This window comes from Thermoleptolyngbya oregonensis NK1-22, from assembly GCF_032705245.1.
Lineage (GTDB): Bacteria > Cyanobacteriota > Cyanobacteriia > Elainellales > Elainellaceae > Thermoleptolyngbya > Thermoleptolyngbya sichuanensis.
The window spans coordinates 1,999,639-2,018,275 of the sequence record NZ_CP053540.1 but is presented as its reverse complement, the minus strand read 5'-3'; the positions used below and the strand labels follow the sequence as shown (position 1 = coordinate 2,018,275).

Below are 18,637 nucleotides of genomic sequence, written 5' to 3'. Positions count from 1 at the left end.
GCAATGCTATAACCAGGATGTTCACGCCGTTTGCTCTGAATCCTTCAAATCTATGGCCAACCCGCCCAATGCCGCCCCGCTGCCCGTCAGTCATCCCGACAGTCCCCACACCTGGAGCGACTATTACGACCTGATGGCGGGTCGTCCGCCGCGAGAAACGCTGCTGCGATCGCTCAGTTCGTTTGATGCGGAGGCGAAAGAGGCTGGATCTGAACGCTTTGTGGGGTATGCAGTGGATTTGGGCTGTGGCGAAGGGCGCGACACGGTGGAACTGGTGCGGCGGGGCTGGCGCGTGTTGGCGATGGATGGGGAACCGGAGGCGATCGCCCGCTTGCAGTCGCGCCCAGAGCTTCAGGCGGCGATCGCCGAACATCGCCTGGAAACTCGCGTACAGCGGTTTGAGCAGCTTATCTTACCTGCCGATCTAGACTTGATTAACGCCAGCTTTTGCCTGCCCTTCTGCCCACCGGATCAGTTTCCTGCCCTCTGGCAAGCGCTAACCCACGCGCTGCGACCCGGCGGGCGAATGTGTGGGCAGCTATTTGGCGATCGCGACTCCTGGGCCGCCTACGACCACATGACCCACCTCACGCGGCCGCAGGCGGAAGCGCTGCTCCAGCCCTTCACCATCGAGCAATTCGAGGAAGAGGCGCATCCAGGAACCACAGCGCTAGGCGAAGCAAAGTTCTGGCACATTTTTCACTGGGTCATCCGCAAGTGAAGCCTGAAGCAGAACAGCGGCTTCACTGCTGGGTTCCCAACCTGTTCGAGTTTCAGGGCGGCATCCAGCGCTATTTGCAAGACCTGCTGCGGGCGATCGCCAGCCAGCCCCATCGCCACACGATCGTCTTCAACAAGCGCGATCGGGCGGGAGATGGTGAGATGGATAAGTTATCTAATCTTACTTTTCGCTATTTTGGGGCACTGCCCGATGCAGCGAAAACACCAGGGTTTGCCGCAAGCTTGGTAACGGCGGCGCTGGGCGATCGCCCAGATTTGATTCTCTGTGGCCACCTGCACTTCGCACCCGTGGCCCTAATGCTGCGGCGACTGGCGGGCATTCCCTACTGGATTTTTACTTACGGCATTGATGCATGGAACGTGCAAAATCCACTGCAAAAAGCCGCCCTGCGCGCTGCTGACCGAATTGTTTCCATCAGCAGCTACACGCGCGATCGCCTGCTCAGAGAACAGCAGCTTGACCCCGCCAGGGTTGCCCTTTTGCCCTGCACGATCGACGCGCAGCGATTTCGCCCCGCACCCAAGCCCGATTACCTACTCCAGCGCTACGGGTTGCAGCCAGATCAGCCCGTCGTGCTGACGGTGGCGCGGCTGGTGGGCGGCGATCGCCACAAGGGTTATGACGCAGTGCTGGAGGCGCTACCCCGCATTCATCGAGTGCTGCCGCGAGTGCATTATGTGCTGGTGGGCAAAGGTGGCGATCGCCCCCGCATCGAGGCGCGAATTGCAGAACTGGGGCTGCAAGATTGCGTCACGCTGGCGGGGTTTGTGCCCGATGCCGCGCTCTGCGACCACTACAACCTGTGCGACGTATTTGCCATGCCCAGCCAGGGTGAGGGCTTTGGGATTGTGTATTTGGAGGCGCTGGCCTGCGGCAAACCCGCGCTGGGCGGCAACCAGGACGGCGCAACCGATGCGCTGGCCCAGGGAGAACTGGGGGCGCTGGTAGACCCAACGGATCGCGAGGCGATCGCCCGCACCCTGATTCAGATCTTGCAGGGCGCTTACCCCAACCCGCTGCTCTACCAGCCTGCCGAGCTAAGACGAAGGGCGATCGCCCGCTTCGGCCGCGACACCTTCACCCAAACGCTCAACCAACTCCTGACACCGGACTTGTGATACCGGACTTCTGACCTTTTCCACACCGCTTTACCCCGTTTTCAGCAGCGACGCACCGGCTGGACGCGGCGGCAGGGGTTGGGTGACCCGCCGGAAAAAGGCGCTGTGGGGCAGCACCCGCCGCACCTCTTCGACCGTGGTGATGCCCTGCGTCACCTTCTGGATCGCAGCCACACGGAACGACTCGAACTGGCTCTCCGCCAGATAGCGGCGCAGTTGGGTCAGGTTGCCTTCGTAGATAATCTGGCGCACGGTGTCGTCTACGTTCAGCAGCTCGATCACCGCTTCGCGCCCCAAATAGCCCGACTGGAAACACTGTACACAGCCGCGCCCTTTTCGCCAGCCCTGGAGGTTGGCCTCGTCGGGGCGCAGACCCAGCAGCTTTAGGTCAGCGGGCGTAGGCGTGTGGGGTTCGGCGCAGTGGGGACAGACCTTGCGGACGAGGCGCTGGGCCACAATGCCCAGCAGCGCATCGCTGATCAGCCCTGGGTCGGGGCCGATGTCTTGCAGGCGGGGAATCGCACCGATGGCATCGTTGGTGTGCAGCGTGGTGAGAACCAAGTGGCCGGTGAGGGCGGAGCGGACGGCGGTTTCTGCCGTTTCGCTGTCGCGGATTTCGCCCACCATGAGGATGTCGGGGTCTTGCCGCAGGATGGCCCGCAGGCCGGCGGCGAAGGTCATGCCTGCGGCCTCATGCACCTGGGTTTGCGTGATGCCGGGGAGGACGTATTCCACCGGGTCTTCGACGGTGACGATGTTGACGGATTCGGTGGCGATCGCCAGCAGGCTCGTATACAGCGTGCTGGTTTTGCCCGATCCAGTAGGGCCGGTGAAGATAACCAACCCCTGCGGCTCCCGCAGCCAGCTTTCGTAAATCTCCCGCGCAGTGTCCGAAAAGCCCAAATCGGCAATGGTCTGGAAGGTGTTTTGCTGGCGCAAGAGCCGCAGCACCGCCTTTTCGCTGGGTTCTGTTTTGACCCCGCTGATGCAGGGCAGCGTGCTGACGCGCAGATCCAGCCCTTCTTCCTGCTGGCCCGCCATGTATTTTTCGCTAATGCGCCCGTCCTGGGGTCGGCGGCTCTCGGCAATGTCCATTTCGCACATCACCTTCAGCGCGACGATGACCTTGCGGCTGATGTCGGGCGGCAGCGTGGTGACGTGCCGCAAAATGCCGTCAATGCGAAAGCGCACCGCTAGCCCGTCGGCAGAGGGTTCTAGGTGGATGTCGCTGGCGCGATTGCGGAGGGCGCTGGCGATCAGCGTGCGGATGCGCTCGATCTGGTTGTTGACATGCGACAGGTGCAGTTCGGCGACTTCGGTCAGGTCTTCGGTGTCCGATTGCCCGGCCCCCAGGTGAATCGCGCCCGATTTGCTCATGCGCTTGGCGGTGAGGGCTTGCAAGCGATACCACTGGCGATAGCTCTTTTCGGCGATGGGGACGATTTCGATGCTGGCATTGAGGCGATCGCCCATTTGCTGCACTACTTCCGGCATTGGCGCGATGGGGCTACCCAGGTAGTAGCAATTGCGCCAGAGCAGCAGCGGCACGACGGGCGGGGCCTGCGTGCAATCGCCAAACCCTCGCCAAAAGCGCGTACTCACTTCCGGGTCGAGCAGCCGCAAATTTACGATTCCCTGTCGATTGACCAGCAGACCGAGCGCCTGCTCACAGGTGATTTGCTGCTGCTTGAGCTGTTGCCAGACCGATTGGCTATTTTGCATGGGCGCTTTCACCTTGTTGAGATTGGTTGAGATTGCAGTTGAGGTTGCAGTAGAAATTGCAAGCTATGACTGTTGATTCACCAGATGCGCTTGAACCAGATGCGCTTGAACCAGATGCGCTTGAACTTGTGTGCCCTACGCCAAAGTACGCAGCAGAAAACCGCACAGATTTCTTTTTGGCTCAGGCGTGAAAAAATGTAACGGGAACTGCAAGCTTCATACAGCTTTCACAATCGAAAACAGAATTTTTTGTAAAGAAATACTTTGACGGCTCAAAGAGCGAGCGCCCAATCCCTTTTCCCGCCAACGCTCCAGCCAAACGTCTCCAACATCCAAACCCCAAAATCCAAATAGGACTTACGCAGTTGGAAGATTTCTCGCGGGCGCAGCCCGCGAAAAATCTTCCAAAACCCAGAAGACTTATCGCAAGTGCGTAAGTACTTTGTAAATTAAGTTTTTTGGACTCAAGCGAGTGAGTAGTAGACTGTTCACAGTCCTATTGTTAGCTGAGTAGAGATGAAAAAGTGCCAAGTCGAACTGCGTCCAACCGACCGCGATTACCTAGAGAATTTGTTGCGTAAGGGTCAACTGGGAGCCCGGCAGTTTAAGCGGGCGACTGGTTTACTGGAACTTGACCGAGGCAAACCCGTAAGTGCCGTTGCGACGACCTTAAGTGTCTCAGAGACGACGGTGCGAGCATGGCGCGAGCGCTATGAACAGGAAGGATTGCAGATGCTGCATGACAAGCCCCGCTCGGGTCGCCCAATCGAGTTTGATGGTGAGCAACGAGCCAAGATTACGGCCTTAGCTTGTAGTGAAGCCCCGGTCGGTCATGACCGCTGGGACTTGCGTCTGCTGGCGGATAAGGCGGTTGAACTGAACTATTGCCAGAGCATTTCACATACGCAAGTCGCGAAGATTCTCAAAAAAACGAGTTGAAGCCTCACCTCAAGCAGACGTGGTGTCTGGGTCAATTGGATAGCCGCTTTATTGCTCAAATGGAACAGATCCTTTGGTTGTACGCCCAACCTTATGACCCTGCCTACCCGGTGGTCTGCTTCGATGAGCGTCCCTGTTTTCTCATCGGTGAGGTTGTTGCCCCGTTGCTGATGCGAGCGGGTCATGTCTACAAAGAACACTACAGCTATGAAAAAAATGGCTCTTGTGCCTTGTTAGCGGCAATTGAACCCTTAACGGGAAACCGTCTAGCTCAGGTGTACCCGCAACGCACCAAACGAGAATACACCTTGTTCTGCCAAGCGCTGGCGACTCAGTACCCCCAGGCCTGTAAAATTCGCCTGATACAAGACAATCTCAACACCCACAATGCCAGTTCCTTCTATGAAAATTTACCTGCGGCCGAGGCGTTCGCTTTAGCTCAACGGTTTGAGTTTTACTACACACCGAAATCCGCGAGTTGGCTCAACATGATTGAGATTGAGTTGTCGGCGTTGGCACGCGGTTGCTTGCATCAACGCATTCCTACGATAGAAGAATTAAAACGGCAAGTTTTAGCGTTGGTTGCAGAACGTCATGAGCAACATATCAAAATCGACTGGCAGTTTTCGATTGAAACTGCCAGGAGCAAACTTAGTCGTCACTACGACAACATTCGACCTGAACCAGTGGGAGTAAAACCGTCAGATACTTAATTTACAGAGTAGTAAGTCCTGCCAAAATCCAAAAGCCAAAATCCAAACCCCCCATCGGCTTTCCCCCTCTCCTCAGTAGGGCTATCCCTAACGCAAAATTAGCCCTTTCAGCCAATAAACGCGCCAGGATGGATCTGTTGGGTAGAGAACTGCGGGATTTGCGTCTGCCCGATGATGACGTTGCGTTTGGTTGGGAAAAGCCATGACAAATTCAGTAAAAGAGCGCATTCAGGAAGATTTGCAAAAGGCCAAGTCTGAGGGCGGCCTGCGGGCAGAGCGAATTCGGGAGATTGTGAAGGCTGCGGTTTCAGAAGCAGTGGCAGAAGTGTCTCAAGGGACAGGCGAACTGAAGGCGATCGCCAAAGATGCTTTGACGGCGGTGTTTGCCGTGGTGCGCGATCGCGCGACGACCCGCACCGAAGAGATGGCGGCCTCGGTGGAAGGCGTGGTAGAGGGCATTGGCGAATCTCATCGAGAGGCGATCGCCCAGGCCCAAACCCAGATCGACAACCTCCAGCAAACGCTGGATCAAGCCGATCGCCAGTTTGAGGAGGAAGTCACCGTGGCCCTGGCAACCGTTGACCTGCCGGAAGCCGAGGCCACTACCAAAACCCCCTTCAAGGTGCTAATTGATCTGGTTGTAAACGCAGTGAAGGAGCGGGAAGTGTTTGATATTTTTCAGCAGCGCTATGACCATCTGAAGCAGCAGCTTGCAGAACTAGATGGCCGTCTGCAAGAGCGCTATGGCGATCGCTACGAAGAAGTGAAGCGTCAGATTGAAACGGCGCAAACCTGGTATGCCAACGCCAAAACCAAAGGCGAAACCCTAGGCAACGAGGCAAAACACTTCAAACAAGTGGAACTGGAAGAAAAAGCTGCTGACTTGGGCACAACTATCGCGCAGAAAGAAGCCGAAATTAAAGCCCAACTGCGGCAAATCGTGAACAGCGCCCTGCGCTAATCGCTGAGCCGACTGATTCTCTAACACTCTCAAGGCCCCCGTTTCTGACAGAAGCGTGGGGCCTTGTATTGACAACGGTTTTGATCCAGTATTGTTAACCTAGCTCACGTCGCGCTTCGCATAAGCCAAAGGTCAGAAAGAACGTGTCTTGTTCAAAACATCGTGCATTTCCGGCGCTTTTGTTCATTCCCCAGCGCTTCAATCCAGCGGTGCTAATGGCGATGCGAGCGGCATTACCGCTCTTGTTTCGGCTCCGTGTTCGTCCGTGGCTGCCGACGGGAATTTCCCATGTCGAGGTTGTGAACGCCAAAGAACTGGCATTGCTTTATCAGCGGTTTCAGGCGGGCGAAGTTCGATTCATCTTGGCATTCCGCCATCCAGAAGTAGACGATCCGTTTTCTATGCTGTATCTGCTGTCCAGCGGTGTTCCCAAAGCTGCGCGAGAGCATGACATTCCGCTGCGATCGCCCGTGCATTCCTACTTCGTCTACGACCGGGGCATGACCATCTGGGCCGGCGACTGGCTGGGCTGGCTGTTTTCGCGGCTGGGCGGCATCCCGATTCACCGGGGCAAGCGGCTGGATCGCACAGGTCTGCGGGCGGCGCGGGAGCTATTGCTCAACGGACAGTTTCCCTTGGCGATCGCCCCCGAAGGCGCAACCAACGGGCATAGCGAAGTCGTCAGCCCGCTAGAACCCGGCGTGGCGCAGTTGGGCTTTTGGTGCGCGGAGGATTTGCGAAAGAAGGGGCGGACCGAACAGGTCTACATTGTGCCGATTGGCATTCGCTACACTTACCCACAGCCCATCTGGACAAAGCTCGATCGGCTGCTGAGTCGGCTGGAGCAGGACACGGGCTTGCTGCCGCTGGTGCAGGATGAAACGCCAACGGAGGATGTTCGCTATCGGCGCGTGCTGCGGCTGGCGGATCATTTGCTGACGGAAATGGAGGGATTTTATCATCGCTTCTATCCGCAGTATCTAACGCCTGAGGCAGATCCCAAGCCAGAACTAGACGAGAGCGCAAATCAACGCCTGATGCGGCGGCTGGATGCGCTGCTGGATGCCGCCCTCCGCGCTGCCGAAGCGCATTTTCGGCTGGAGGCGCAGGGCACGATTATCGACCGCTGTCGTCGGCTAGAGGAAGCAGGCTGGAACGCGATTTATCGAGAAGACCTGCCCGTAGATTTCGCGGCTCTGTCCCCATTTCAGCGCGGACTGGCCGATTGGGGCGCGGAGGAAGCCGAAATTCGCCTGCGGCACATGCGCCTGGTGGAAAGCTTTGTAGCAGTGACGGCGGACTATCTCCAGGAACAGCCCACGGCGGAGCGCTTTGCTGAAATGACCTTGCTGATGTTTGACCTGGTGGCGAGGATCAAGGGCGACGACATGCCTGCCCGTCCGCGTTTGGGCTGGCGACAGAGCCGCGTGACGGTGGGAACGCCGATTTGTGTGAGCGATCGCCATTCGGACTATCAGCGGGATCACACCTCAGCAAAGCAGGCGGTTGCGGAACTCACGCAAGATCTGCAAACGGCCCTGGAGCAATTAATATAGTCAATCTGGTCAATCGACTCCGGTCAATCGACTCAGATCATGCCGCGAAATAGCCCCTGCGGCCGCACCAGCAGCACCAGAATCATCACCAGCAGCGCCACGCCCAGCTTATATTCCGAGGGCAAAACGTAGGTGCTAAGTTCCTGCGCGATGCCGATGATGTAAGCCCCGGCGATCGCCCCGTAGGGATTGCCAATGCCGCCCAAGATCACCGAGGCAAACATCGGCATAATCAAAAACCAGCCCATGTTTGGCCGCACAGCCGTAATCAGCCCAAACATCCCCCCGGCGATCGCCGTCAGCCCCGCCGCCAGCACCCACGTCCAAATCACCACCCAATCGACGTTGATGCCCGATACCCGTGCCAGGTCGGTGTTGTCAGCGACGGCCCGCATGGCTTTGCCAATTTTGGTATGTTGCAGCAGATAGTGCAGAGCGGCGATCGCCAAAATGGCCAGCCCCACCACAATCAGCCGCGTCGGCGCAATTCGCACGCCAAACACATCCAGCGCCGTCGCCACGGGCAGGTCATAGCGTCGATTTTCGGGCCCCCACAGCAGCGTGATGCCGTTTCGCAAAAACAGCGCCAGCCCGATGGAAATAATAATCAGCGTGGTAGACGAGGCGCGGCGATCGCGCATGGGCGACCACAGCAGCTTTTCGCACAGCAACGCCACCCCAATCGTCAGCACCGCCCCAATCAAGATCGACAGCCAGATATTCACACCATTGAGATTAGCTGTCAGCGTCAGGTATGCGCCCAGCGTCATCAGGTCGCCGTGGGCAAAGTTCGCCAGCCGCAAAATGCCGTAGGTCAGCGTCAGCCCCACCGCCGCCAGCGCAATCACGCTGCCGATCGCCACGCCGTTTACCAAAAGCTGCGCCAATTGCTGATCCATGAGTCGGGTTGGGGAGTTTTATCCGGAAGTTTTGTCGAGCTTTGTCGAGCTTTGTCGAGTCTACTGGGTAGCGGGTTCAAAAAAGCGACAGTCCTGACACGGCCCATCGGGATTTACCGCACAGCGCACCAGTTCAGAATGGGCGCTATAGGCACAGTTGGCATTGCCCAACACCCAGCGCCCCTGAAACCAGCTTCGTTCTTCGGGTCGGGGAGCCGCCTGCACGTATAGCGCGATCTTGTGCAGCCGATATTTACCCCGCTTGTATTGATAGCAGTGGTGGCGCTCCAGAACGGCGTAGGTTTCTCCCGCAACATCGAGATAGGTTCCCGGCTGTGGGTTCCAGTCCAGCTTTAGACTGCCGATGGTCTGGCGCGGGTGGCTGAGAATAACCTCAGTGGGTAGAGACTCTTGCTCCATTGACCGTATTGCACTTTACACAGTTTGCAAGTTATGTGAGATGGTATCGCACTTATACCCATCTCCCCCGGCAACTTATTTCATCTTTAACGTTTTATGGCGTTTTGGGGCAAATTTGGGCAGTCAGTCTGGGAGGAATGGTTTGGGGAAGGCCGGGGAAAAGATGGCTAATTGCTTTGCTCGGAGCTTCCGTCTGGGGAGCCAGACTCCGCCGAAGGGTCTGAACGGCCTGGATTGCCCGCGATGTAGCTGGTTTCAGCGATCGCATCGGCCGGATTCTTCGGCGGATTCTTCGGCGGGTTCTTGGGTGGGTGGGTTGCGTCTAGAGACTCGGCGGCGGTGGCGCTATGGGGAGGCGTATGGGTAGAACAGCCGGATGAGCAGGCCGCAGGAGCGATCGCCCCCTCTTGGTTTTCCAACAAGTGGCTTTCTTGTTCCCGATGCTCAAATTCAGGATTCGTCCACTGATCCAGCACATCGCGAATGACCACTTCGCGCAGCAAGATGCGGACGATAATCACCAGCGGAATCGCCAGAAACAGCCCCAAAAACCCAAAGAAGGACGCAAAGGCAAACTGCGCCAAGAGCGTCACCGCAGGCAGCAGCGACACCTGCTGACCCATCACCACGGGCACCAGGAGAAACTGCTCAAGCTGCTGGATCAGGACGTAGGCAATTAGCACGCCCAGCGCTTTGACGGGGGAATCGATCAGGGCGATCGCCACGGGCGCAATGGTACTCAGCACCGGCCCCAGGTTGGGAATCGCCTCCATCAGCCCCGCCACTAGCGCATTGGCCAGCACCAGCTTCACGCCCAAAATGTGCAGCACGATGCCGCTGACGATGGCAATCACCACCATGTTGATCAGCGTGCCAATGATCCAGCCCACCAAATCTTCTTCGCACAGCGTCAGAATCTCGTCGGCGCGGCGGCGATAAAACGACGGCACCAGCCGCAAAAATCCCTGGCGATAGGGGTGGGGGTTGATCAGCAGCATAATGGTCAGCATCAGCACAAACAGGAAGCTAATGCCGACGTTAAAGAACCCAGAAAATGCCCGGAAAAAATTGTTTGCCAGCCCCGACACAAACGGCTGAAGCTGATTAAATAGCTCGTTGAAGTTGGGCACTAGTTCGGATGCGCCACCCGGTAGCCGCTCAGTCAGCCAGTCCAGCCCCAGCCGAAGCTGGTTCAACCCCTGGGGCACAAGCTCCGTCAGCAGTTGAAACTGATCCAGAAACGGCGGCACGATGATCGCCACAAACAGGGTCATGATTAGCAGCAGACCCACAATGGAGAAAATCGACGCGGCCCCCCGTGGAACGCCATGCTTGCCCATCCAGCGCACCAGCCGATTCAGCGCTGTGGCAAAGACAATGCCGACAAACATCAGCAGCAGCAATTGCTGAATCGACCAGAGAATATAGATGGCGGCAATCAGGGCCAACAGCCCGATCCATTGTCCAAGTTTCATGGGCTTTATCTAGTCGCCGGATGAAGGGAATTGAGTGCGATCGCAGGTCTCCGCGATTATCTTAAGGGAAACCGCCGGATGGAAACCGCCGAGGCTTGGCTGGCTAGTAGGGCGGTGGTGCTTCGTAGACGTAGGCAGGTTCAGCAGGATAGGGTTCGGGAGCGATCGCCCCTTCGGCTGGTGCATACTCGGTTCTGGCGGCTTCGTCCCTAGTCGCTTCGCTGTTGGCGGCTTCGGCTTCCTGAGCGCGGCGGCTGGCCAGGATTTCATCGCGCTGGGCACGCCACTGGGCGATCGCGGCTTGGGCTTCGGCATAGAGGGGGCGATCGCGGGCGATTTGGGCAGCGGTGTCGATGGCTTGCGACAGGCGCACGCGGGCAGCCAGGGCGCGGGCTTCGTCCAGATGCTTGCGGTCTTCGGCAATGCGGACTTCTTCCAGCTTGGCGTTCCAGGTTTGGATGGCAGCCTGCGCTTCGGCGTGCAGGGCGCGATTGCGGCCAATCTTCTCAGCCGTGCGGATGGCGCGAGAGAGGTCGCCGCTCTGGGCGATGCGGGTGGCTTCTTCCAAAATGGGGCGATCTTCCAGGGTTTGAATCTGACGGCTCCAGGTGGCGATCGCCTGCTCCGCTTCGGTCCACAGGGCGCGATCGCGGGGAATTTGGCGGGCGGCAGCGATGGCCGCTTGCAGGTCGGCAATGTGTCCTGGCTCGGCCAGGGCTTGTGCCTGCAAAAACTGCGGCATGTCCTGAATCCGCTGGGTTTCCTGCTGCCAGTGGGCGGCTAGAGTTTGTGCCTGGAGGCGGCGCGGGCGGTCGGGCGCAATCTGCTGAGCGAGGCGGCTGGCCCAGTCCAACGTCGTGCGCTGGCCCAGGCTGGCCACTAGGCTCGCGGTCTGCAACTGGCGCAGATCTTCGAGGACCGCGTGCTGGGTGTTTAGCTCAGTCTGGGCGATCGCATAAAAGGCACTGCTGGCGGGGATCTCGCTGAGGGCGGCGATCGCCTCGCGCACGCTCCAAACCTGGCGCAGCGACGGCAGCCATTGGGCCGCAGGTTCAGCAATCAGCCGCTGGGCATGGGCCAGCCGCAGCAGGTTTTGTCCCTCTCCCGTGAGGTGAGTGACCAAATCGGGCGGAACTTGCTGCGCCAGCGCTAGCGCCCCGCTGCGATCGCCCGCCTGCCATTGCCGCAGCGCCAGATCCAGCAGCGCCCCACTCCAAGCTTGCAAATCAGCCTGAGCCGTTTCCCACGCCAGGGTTTGCGGATCAATTTGCTGCACCAGGGCGATCGCCGCCTGGAGGTTGGCAAGAGTTTGGTCGCCCACCGCCTGCCGCGCCTGGGTCAGCAGCTTATGCGCCGTCTGCTCTTGCAAAATCTGCCGGGTCAGCGCCTCCATGCGGTGCGTCCGCCAGTATTCGCTTTCGACCTGCCCCAACACGGTGACTTGCTCCGCCGCCAGATTCCAGTCCTGGTTTCGCAGTGCCTCCTGTGCTTTGTTCCAAATTGCCTCGCCCTGCTGCCATTGCGCCTGCCACTGGGCGATCGCCGCCTGCGCTTCGGCATAGAGCGGACTATTGGGGGGAATGTGTCGCACAACCGACAGCGCCTCCTGCACACCGCTGCTCTCCAGTCGCGCCTCGGCCGCGTCCAAAATCTGCGCCGACCACTCCGCCAATAGCGACTGCCCTTCCCGATAGAGCGGGTGATCGGCCGGCCAAGCAGCCACCAGATTCACGGCTGCCGTCAGGTCGGCAAGATGCCCCGACTTTGCCGCCTCCCGCGCACAAAAGAGCCGCTCGGCATCGGCCGCCGCAAAGGTGATTTTGGCGCAGTTGGGCGGCTCTGGCAGGCGCGTCAGCCACTCCAGCGACTTAATCCCCAGCCCCGCCAGCCCGCAAAACGTCAGCACCCACAGCAGCGACCATGCCAGCGATCGCCCCAGTTGCCGATAGCGCTGCCACGCCACAGGACGATTCAGCCATTGCCAAACGCGGTGAAGAGAGGAAGGCGATCGCCCTTGTCGGGGACGACGCTGGCGCGGCAAACCGGGCGACACCAGAACCGTAGGGCGAGTTTTGGTGGGGGGCAACGTTGCAGAACGAGAAGTGGGGCGAGAAGCGGCCGTTGCCAACGCAGCTTTGCGGGCGCGACGGGCACGCTGTCGGGGGGTGAGCCGACCCGCTGGAACCTGGGACGCACTTGGCAGCAGGCGATCGCCCTCTATCCGCTCCTCCACGTGCCCAGTGGGCAGCATCCGCGACTCAGCCCTGTCCTGAAGCGGCTGGCGAACAGTCGAGCGAAAGCCGTTGATGTAAAACGCGTCTCGATGGGCAGAATCACGCGGTGGTAAGGAGTCTCGCGTCATGAGCAATATCTACAGCGGTATTCAAGAGACGGGACAGCCAGCGACTCAAAATTGGGCGATCGCCCAGGCGGTCGGACGCAGTTGCCAGAGCGCATTGCACGCAGAGCATTGCACGCAGAGCATTGCACACAGAGCATTGCACACAGAGCATCGCACGCAAAGCATTGCGTAGATGGTAGCGAACTCTGGCGACTCCACTGCAAAAAGTTTGCCAGATCGAGGTAACGAAATCGAGGCAACAAAACTGTTACATCTTGAAACCTGACTCCACAATCTGAAATATAAAGAAAACATTAGAAATCGTGGAAACTCTGAGAAAGCCTGTGAATCTAATAAGTGAGCAGACGGGGACAGCGTAATAAAGTCCCTGGACGATAAATCTAGTTGTTAAAGCCAAGAGCGTCGGTTCCCGAGTCATACGGGAGTCGGCGCTCTCTTTTATTGACTTTATTGACCTTTATCTATTGACCTTTATTGAACGCGGTGTGCGGCTTTCAATCTGCCCTCATTCCCCAGCCCCTTCTTCTAGGTCGGGAGAAGGGGAGCCAGATCTGCGAATTACGGATAGGACTTACGCGGTTGGAGGATTTCTCGTGGTTGCAGCCCACGAGAAATCCTCCAAAACCCAGAGAATTTAATCGCAAGTGCGTAGGTCATCACGGACTTGAGATTACGGAATAATGTTGTGGGAGAGTTCAGACATGGAATTTCCGCGATCGCGCTTCCAGCCTTTCTCCATAGAGCTTTGTCCATAGAGCTTTTCTTATTCCCGCAGTTCTCAAACCATGACCCAAACGGTTTCCCAGCCCGGTTCCCAGCCCGATTCCCAGCCTGCAACGCAGACAATCGTGGTGAAAATTGGCACCTCCAGTCTGACGCAGCCTGAAACCGGATATCTGGCGATCGCTACCATTGCCAAACTGGTTGAGGCGCTGTGTCAACTGCGGCAACAGGGGCATCAGGTGATCCTCGTCTCCTCTGGCGCGGTGGGCGTGGGCTGTGCGCGGCTGCGGATGACAGAACGCCCCCGCACCATCGCCATGAAGCAGGCCGTGGCGGCGGTAGGGCAGGGGCGGCTGATGCGGGTGTATGACGACTTTTTTTCCTCCCTCGATCAGCCCATTGCCCAGGTATTGCTGACCCGCAGCGACCTGGTGCAGCGTAGCCGCTATGTCAATGCCTACCGCACCTTTCGGCAATTGCTGAAGCTGGGCGTGATCCCGATTGTGAACGAAAACGACACGCTGGCTGTCGAGGAACTCAAGTTCGGCGACAACGATACGCTGTCGGCGCTGGTGGCTAGCCTAGTCGAGGCAGACTGGCTGTTTTTGCTGACAGATGTCGATCGGCTCTATTCCGCAGACCCGCGCTATCACCCAGAGGCGCAGCCCATCAGCCTGGTGGACAATATCGCCGCGCTGGCAGAACAGGTGGAGGTGGGCGATCGCGGCACGAGCTGGGGCACAGGCGGCATGGTGACGAAAATCTCGGCAGCGAAGATTGCGACGGCGGCGGGCGTGCGGACGGTGATTACCGAAGGGCGATCGCCCGACAATATTGCCCAAATCCTCGCCGGAGCCGCCCTCGGCACTCAGTTCGAGCCAGAAGACCAGCCCTTTAATGCCCGCAAGCGCTGGATCGCCCACGGATTGGTTCCCGCAGGCAAGCTCTATCTAGACAAAGGCGCAGTCAACGCCATTCGGCAGGCGGGCAAATCGCTGTTGGCGGCGGGCATCGCCGAAGTAGAGGGCGAGTTTCAGCCCCAGGACGCAGTGCAGCTCTGCGACCAGAGCGGTCAGGAAATCGCCCGTGGCATCGTCAACTACAGCAGCGCCGAACTCCAGCAAATTCGCGGTCGCCACTCCGACGACATTCCCAAAATCCTGGGTTATGCAGGCGCAGAAACCGTGGTGCATCGCGACAACTTAGTGCTGAGTAATTAGTTCAATCCCCTCCATCTCAAACTGGGAACAAGCTGGCAATCCACAAACACCCTATCCACAAACACCCAGCTATAAATAGCCGTGTTCTGCCAAAAAAGCAGGCGTGAGCGAATCAGGTAACGCATCTTCTGTTCCCTCAGCATCGAATGGGGTAGCATCTCCCAGCCGGAGAAACTTTTCTACGTACTTGCCCAAGATGTCGCCTTCCAGATTGACGCGATCGCCCGGTTTGAGGTGCTGCAAGTTCGTTTCGCTATAGGTCAGCGGGATCACTGCCACGGTGAACCAACTGCCCGCCGCGTCGCAATCGGCCACCGTCAGGCTGATGCCGTTAACCGCGATGCTGCCCTTGGGCACGATGTAGCGGGCCACGCGGCGATCGCGCACCGAAAACCGCATCTCCCAGGAAGTTTCCGTGGGGACAGCGGATTCTAAGTAGCCCGCCCCGTCTACGTGCCCCGTCACAAAATGCCCGCCCAGCTTGCTGCCCACCCGCAGAGAGGCTTCCAGGTTGACCGGAATTTCAACATTCCGCCGCCCCAGCGCTGTGCGGTCGAGCGTTTCCGGCGAAACAGCCGCCACAAAGCCATCCGCCAAACAGCGCATCACCGTCAAGCAAACGCCGTCTACCGCCACGCTGTCCCCCAGTTCCAAATCGCGGAGCAGGCGAGCATCGGCGCAGGTGACTTGCACTTCCGTCTCGCTGAGAGCAGACAGGGTTCCGAGCGTTTGAATCAGTCCAGTGAACACGGCAACATCTCCTTAAAAAAGGGACGGGTTAAAAAAGGGACAGGAGGAGCGGGACAGTCTTAACCAACGGGTCACCTTTGTCAAGCGTTGTGCCGTCTGATCTGCCATCCTTTATCTGCACGGTCTTAACCTTACATTTTTTGGAAAACCTTCAGCATTGGGGCTGTCGATTCACCGATGCTTCAGGGCATACTGGAGTTCAATCCAACCGTTGAGGAGATGATTTTTTCCTGGAAAACCTGGTACGCTTGAACTAAAATAACACTACAATCTGCCGTTCAGCGACCTCTGGCTCCCTCAAACTGGCGCTGATCTGCTGAGAACTTTGGTTCCGACTGTTACAAACCCGGCTGTAAGCCCGACTTAAGCCCGACTAAACCCAACTCTCAAACCAACTCTCAAACCGACCGGATAGCCCCAAAAGCGAATTGAACTATTGACTTCACGAGTTGAGACTTCACGAATTGTGAATTCACGAGTTGAGACTTCACGAATTGAACTCATTAGCTGATCTTGTCATACTGGACTGAGGCTAGGATCTAGGAAGTTGCTTCGATGCTGGCGATCGCAAACTGAGTGCTTAAGAACTGAGCGCTTAAGTCTCAAGAGCTTAATTCTCAAGATGCGTCAGACCCTTCTCCTGCAACGCCCGAAGGCATCTCAGAAGGCATCTTAAACATTAGAGGTTTTGATCTGGTTTTGACTGGGTTTTGGCTTCTAATTTCGTGTCTCAACGACCCGCCTGATCCCTTGGGCTTGGTGCTAGGCTATATCAAGCTCAAGGGTTTCACAGATCCAGGCCCCGCCTTTCCATCCCTTTGCTGAACGGATTCTAGAGGCTAGATGAATGATTGAGATGAAAGTCGCTGGAATTGCCCTAGAGGCAGCCTCCCGCAGCCCCTTGGTGCTGCTGCGAGACGCATCCGAACGACGGCAGCTTCCGATCTATATCGCCCACGATCAGGCTCGCGCCATCATGAGCGCGATCGAGAACCAGACTCCGCCCCGTCCCCTCACCCACGATTTGCTGGTCAACATTCTAGATGAATGCGACCTGATGGTAGAACGGGTCGTGATTCACTCGCTTCAAGACAATACGTTTTACGCGATTTTGACCATTCGCCAGGGCGAGGTGCGAAAGGAAATTGATGCCCGCCCCAGCGATGCCATTGTGATCGCCATCCGCACGCGCAGCCCGATCTGGGTGATGGAGGAGGTGGTGGCGGATGCGTCTTACCCAGTGGACACGGATGCTGACGAAGCAGAGCGTCAGGCTTTCCGCGACTTTCTCTCGAACCTGCGCCCAGAGGATTTCACGCAGCGGGGGCAGTCTAAAAGTAGTGAGGGGTAGTTGTGAGGGATAGCCCAGGCTCTCAGGATTTTGGATTTTGGGAGTTTGGTGAACGCGCTGGAGGGTTAAGCTGGGCGATCGCCCCTTGCCCTTATTTTTTTGCTCCAATCTCTTTGCCCTAATTTTTCTTGCCCTAATTTTTCTACCCTATTCCCTGGCAGGTCGAGTAGATCGCCAGATCCACCAGCCCGCAATGCAAAGCGTAACATTGCCCAGAACGGTCGTCGCCGCCTGCACCGTCACCAGCCACTCCAACTGAGGCGCGTTGTCGAAAAAGTGCCAGGTGCAGGCACACATGGCGCTAATCAGCACGGGCAGCATTCCCCAGGAGAGCGATCGCCATGCGGGCTGCTGCGACACGTCAGCATAGACCCAGACCAGCCAAATGGCGGCGATCCATTCCACCACGCTTGAAATGTGAATGATCCAGGTGGGAATTGAGAGGGCGTGCATAGGCAGAACCGGGGACAACTCGTGGCATGATTTTTTGGGGAACGGAAGGGAAGAAGGAAAAAAGAAGAACGAAGAGGGAAGAACGAAGAGGGAAGAGGGAAGTTCAAGGTTTAGTATAAACAATCCATGCGGGCGGTTTTGTGTGGCTACTATGGCAAGGGGAATGGCGGCGACGAGGCGCTGTTGGCGGCGCTGCTGCAAATGCTGCCGCCCCAGGTAACGCCGCTGGTGCTGTCGGGCAATCCGGCGGAGACGGCGACTCGGTTTGGGGTGGAGGCGTGCGATCGCATGAATGCCGCACAAGTTCTGCAAGCGCTCCGTCGGTCGGATGCCTTTATCTGGGGCGGCGGCAGCCTCATGCAAGACGCGACCAGCGCCGTGAATCCCTGGTATTATGGCGGGCTGATGCTGACGGCCCAGCGCATGGGGCTAAAAACCATTGCCTGGGCCCAGGGCGTGGGGCCGCTGCACCGTGCTGCCAGTCGGTGGCTGGCTCGGCAAGCCTTTGTCGGGTGTCAGGGAGTGAGTGTGCGCGATCGCCCCTCTGCGGAACTGCTCACCGCCTGGGGAGTTCCTGTGACGCTGGCTCCTGACCCCGTGTGGGCATTGCAGGGTCGCCCGGTGCCGGGGCTGTGGGATTTGCCCGCGCCGCGAGTGGCCGTGGCCCTGCGGCCCCACGCTGCATTGACCGAGGCTCGGCTGCACACCCTGGGCCGGGCCCTGGCCATGTTTCAGCAGGCGACCCAGACCCATGTGCTGCTGGTTCCCTTCCAGCCCGTGCAGGATGGGGCGATCGCCCAAACGCTGCACAGCCACCTGCCCGACCACAGCACCGTTCTAACGCTCACCGATCCGCTCCAGCTTGCTGGATTGTTTCAGGGGGTGGAACTGGCGATCGCCATGCGTCTACACGGGCTGATCATGGCCGCCGCCCATCAGTGCCGCTGCTTTGCCATCAGCTATGACCCCAAGGTGAGCCGCCTGATGGACGAATATCAGCTTCCCGGCTGGGAACTGGATCACCTGCCCGACGATGCTGCTACCATCAGCCGCACCTGGATCGACCTCTACGCCAACGGAGACGGGCTATCGACCGACCAACTCGCCGCCATTGGCGATCGCGCTGCCATCCACCGCGACCTGCTCGCCCAACTTCTCTGAATAGAAAAACGAAGAGAGAAGAACGAAGAGAGAAGAAATCTACCGCGACCTGCTCACCCGACTCCTCTAAAC

At 58.3% G+C, this 18,637-nt stretch carries 17 protein-coding genes; 10 read left to right on the top strand and 7 right to left on the bottom strand.

The genetic code is table 11. The annotated features are described in order from the left end of the window. Window positions 1–52: 52 nt before the first annotated feature. Entirely contained in the window at window positions 53–721 is a 669-nt protein-coding gene (locus HNI00_RS08780; protein WP_316792544.1) for a class I SAM-dependent methyltransferase, read from the top strand. Beyond that, entirely contained in the window at window positions 718–1,860 is a 1,143-nt protein-coding gene (locus HNI00_RS08775) for a glycosyltransferase (protein ID WP_316792542.1), read from the top strand. The genes HNI00_RS08780 and HNI00_RS08775 overlap by 4 nt, the downstream gene beginning before the upstream one ends. A gap of 30 nt (window positions 1,861–1,890) precedes the next feature. Here the strand turns inward: HNI00_RS08775 and HNI00_RS08770 are convergent, their stop codons facing one another. Then, entirely contained in the window at window positions 1,891–3,582 is a 1,692-nt protein-coding gene (locus HNI00_RS08770) for a GspE/PulE family protein (RefSeq protein WP_316792540.1), read from the bottom strand. A 516-nt stretch (window positions 3,583–4,098) separates the two neighbouring features. On the opposite strand from HNI00_RS08770, the gene HNI00_RS08765 reads away from it, so the two are divergent. The 4 genes from HNI00_RS08765 (at window position 4,099) to HNI00_RS08750 (ending at window position 7,751) form a co-directional block, all read left to right on the top strand. Further along, the gene (locus HNI00_RS08765) at window positions 4,099–4,521 is read left to right on the top strand and encodes a helix-turn-helix domain-containing protein (RefSeq protein WP_297078364.1); all 423 of its coding nucleotides are present in this window, start codon (window positions 4,099–4,101) and stop codon (window positions 4,519–4,521) included. Further along, window positions 4,467–5,234, top strand: coding sequence for an IS630 family transposase (locus HNI00_RS08760; protein WP_316790097.1), 768 nt, complete (start codon window positions 4,467–4,469; stop codon window positions 5,232–5,234). The genes HNI00_RS08765 and HNI00_RS08760 overlap by 55 nt, the downstream gene beginning before the upstream one ends. A 202-nt stretch (window positions 5,235–5,436) precedes the next feature. Beyond that, on the top strand, window positions 5,437–6,195 hold the full coding sequence (locus tag HNI00_RS08755) for a hypothetical protein (protein WP_316792538.1): 759 nt from the start codon (window positions 5,437–5,439) through the stop codon (window positions 6,193–6,195). 143 nt (window positions 6,196–6,338) lie between these two features. Then, window positions 6,339–7,751 (top strand): lysophospholipid acyltransferase family protein, encoded by a 1,413-nt coding sequence (locus tag HNI00_RS08750; protein ID WP_316792536.1) that lies wholly within the window; start codon window positions 6,339–6,341, stop codon window positions 7,749–7,751. A 32-nt stretch (window positions 7,752–7,783) separates the two neighbouring features. On the opposite strand, the gene HNI00_RS08745 is transcribed toward HNI00_RS08750, so the two are convergent. The 4 genes from HNI00_RS08745 to HNI00_RS08730 form a co-directional block, all read right to left on the bottom strand. Continuing rightward, window positions 7,784–8,650 (bottom strand): branched-chain amino acid ABC transporter permease, encoded by an 867-nt coding sequence (locus HNI00_RS08745; protein ID WP_316792534.1) that lies wholly within the window; start codon window positions 8,648–8,650, stop codon window positions 7,784–7,786. Window positions 8,651–8,710: 60 nt separating this feature from the next. Next, window positions 8,711–9,070 (bottom strand): DUF6464 family protein, encoded by a 360-nt coding sequence (locus HNI00_RS08740; RefSeq protein WP_297074981.1) that lies wholly within the window; start codon window positions 9,068–9,070, stop codon window positions 8,711–8,713. Window positions 9,071–9,237: 167 nt separating this feature from the next. Continuing rightward, window positions 9,238–10,545: an AI-2E family transporter gene (locus tag HNI00_RS08735; RefSeq protein WP_316792532.1), complete on the bottom strand. Its 1,308-nt coding sequence runs from the start codon at window positions 10,543–10,545 to the stop codon at window positions 9,238–9,240. 103 nt (window positions 10,546–10,648) lie between these two features. Beyond that, entirely contained in the window at window positions 10,649–12,907 is a 2,259-nt protein-coding gene (locus HNI00_RS08730; protein ID WP_316792530.1) for a hypothetical protein, read from the bottom strand. Here HNI00_RS08730 and HNI00_RS08725 point away from each other — a divergent pair. Together HNI00_RS08725 and proB are read left to right on the top strand one after the other, a co-directional pair. Next, the gene (locus HNI00_RS08725; RefSeq protein ID WP_316792528.1) at window positions 12,906–13,079 is read left to right on the top strand and encodes a hypothetical protein; all 174 of its coding nucleotides are present in this window, start codon (window positions 12,906–12,908) and stop codon (window positions 13,077–13,079) included. The genes HNI00_RS08730 and HNI00_RS08725 overlap by 2 nt on opposite strands. A gap of 613 nt (window positions 13,080–13,692) precedes the next feature. Next, on the top strand, window positions 13,693–14,850 hold the full coding sequence (gene proB / locus HNI00_RS08720) for a glutamate 5-kinase (RefSeq protein ID WP_316792526.1): 1,158 nt from the start codon (window positions 13,693–13,695) through the stop codon (window positions 14,848–14,850). A gap of 69 nt (window positions 14,851–14,919) precedes the next feature. On the opposite strand, the gene HNI00_RS08715 is transcribed toward proB, so the two are convergent. Then, window positions 14,920–15,600, bottom strand: a complete 681-nt coding sequence (locus HNI00_RS08715) for a riboflavin synthase (protein ID WP_316792525.1) — start codon at window positions 15,598–15,600, stop codon at window positions 14,920–14,922. Between the two features lie 847 nt (window positions 15,601–16,447). Between HNI00_RS08715 and HNI00_RS08710 the strand changes: the two genes are divergently transcribed. Beyond that, a complete protein-coding gene (locus HNI00_RS08710) occupies window positions 16,448–16,951 on the top strand; it encodes a bifunctional nuclease family protein (protein WP_172353928.1) in 504 nt (167 codons plus the stop codon). Between the two features lie 147 nt (window positions 16,952–17,098). On the opposite strand, the gene HNI00_RS08705 is transcribed toward HNI00_RS08710, so the two are convergent. Continuing rightward, a complete protein-coding gene (locus HNI00_RS08705) occupies window positions 17,099–17,404 on the bottom strand; it encodes a DUF2499 domain-containing protein (protein ID WP_297074996.1) in 306 nt (101 codons plus the stop codon). Window positions 17,405–17,530: 126 nt separating this feature from the next. On the opposite strand from HNI00_RS08705, the gene csaB reads away from it, so the two are divergent. Further along, window positions 17,531–18,565, top strand: a complete 1,035-nt coding sequence (gene csaB, locus HNI00_RS08700; protein WP_316792522.1) for a polysaccharide pyruvyl transferase CsaB — start codon at window positions 17,531–17,533, stop codon at window positions 18,563–18,565. Window positions 18,566–18,637: the final 72 nt, after the last annotated feature.

Bases quoted from the DNA above. Each gene is read 5' to 3' on its own strand.
- HNI00_RS08780 (WP_316792544.1), top strand. From the start codon at position 53: ATGGCCAACCCGCCCAATGCCGCCCCGCTGCCCGTCAGTCATCCCGAC.
- HNI00_RS08770 (WP_316792540.1), bottom strand. From the start codon at position 3,582: ATGCAAAATAGCCAATCGGTCTGGCAACAGCTCAAGCAGCAGCAAATC.
- HNI00_RS08765 (WP_297078364.1), top strand. From the start codon at position 4,099: ATGAAAAAGTGCCAAGTCGAACTGCGTCCAACCGACCGCGATTACCTA.
- HNI00_RS08755 (WP_316792538.1), top strand. From the start codon at position 5,437: ATGACAAATTCAGTAAAAGAGCGCATTCAGGAAGATTTGCAAAAGGCC.
- HNI00_RS08745 (WP_316792534.1), bottom strand. From the start codon at position 8,650: ATGGATCAGCAATTGGCGCAGCTTTTGGTAAACGGCGTGGCGATCGGC.
- HNI00_RS08740 (WP_297074981.1), bottom strand. From the start codon at position 9,070: ATGGAGCAAGAGTCTCTACCCACTGAGGTTATTCTCAGCCACCCGCGC.
- HNI00_RS08735 (WP_316792532.1), bottom strand. From the start codon at position 10,545: ATGAAACTTGGACAATGGATCGGGCTGTTGGCCCTGATTGCCGCCATC.
- HNI00_RS08725 (WP_316792528.1), top strand. From the start codon at position 12,906: ATGAGCAATATCTACAGCGGTATTCAAGAGACGGGACAGCCAGCGACT.
- HNI00_RS08730 (WP_316792530.1), bottom strand. From the start codon at position 12,907: ATGACGCGAGACTCCTTACCACCGCGTGATTCTGCCCATCGAGACGCG.
- proB (WP_316792526.1), top strand. From the start codon at position 13,693: ATGACCCAAACGGTTTCCCAGCCCGGTTCCCAGCCCGATTCCCAGCCT.
- HNI00_RS08710 (WP_172353928.1), top strand. From the start codon at position 16,448: ATGATTGAGATGAAAGTCGCTGGAATTGCCCTAGAGGCAGCCTCCCGC.
- HNI00_RS08705 (WP_297074996.1), bottom strand. From the start codon at position 17,404: ATGCACGCCCTCTCAATTCCCACCTGGATCATTCACATTTCAAGCGTG.
- csaB (WP_316792522.1), top strand. From the start codon at position 17,531: ATGCGGGCGGTTTTGTGTGGCTACTATGGCAAGGGGAATGGCGGCGAC.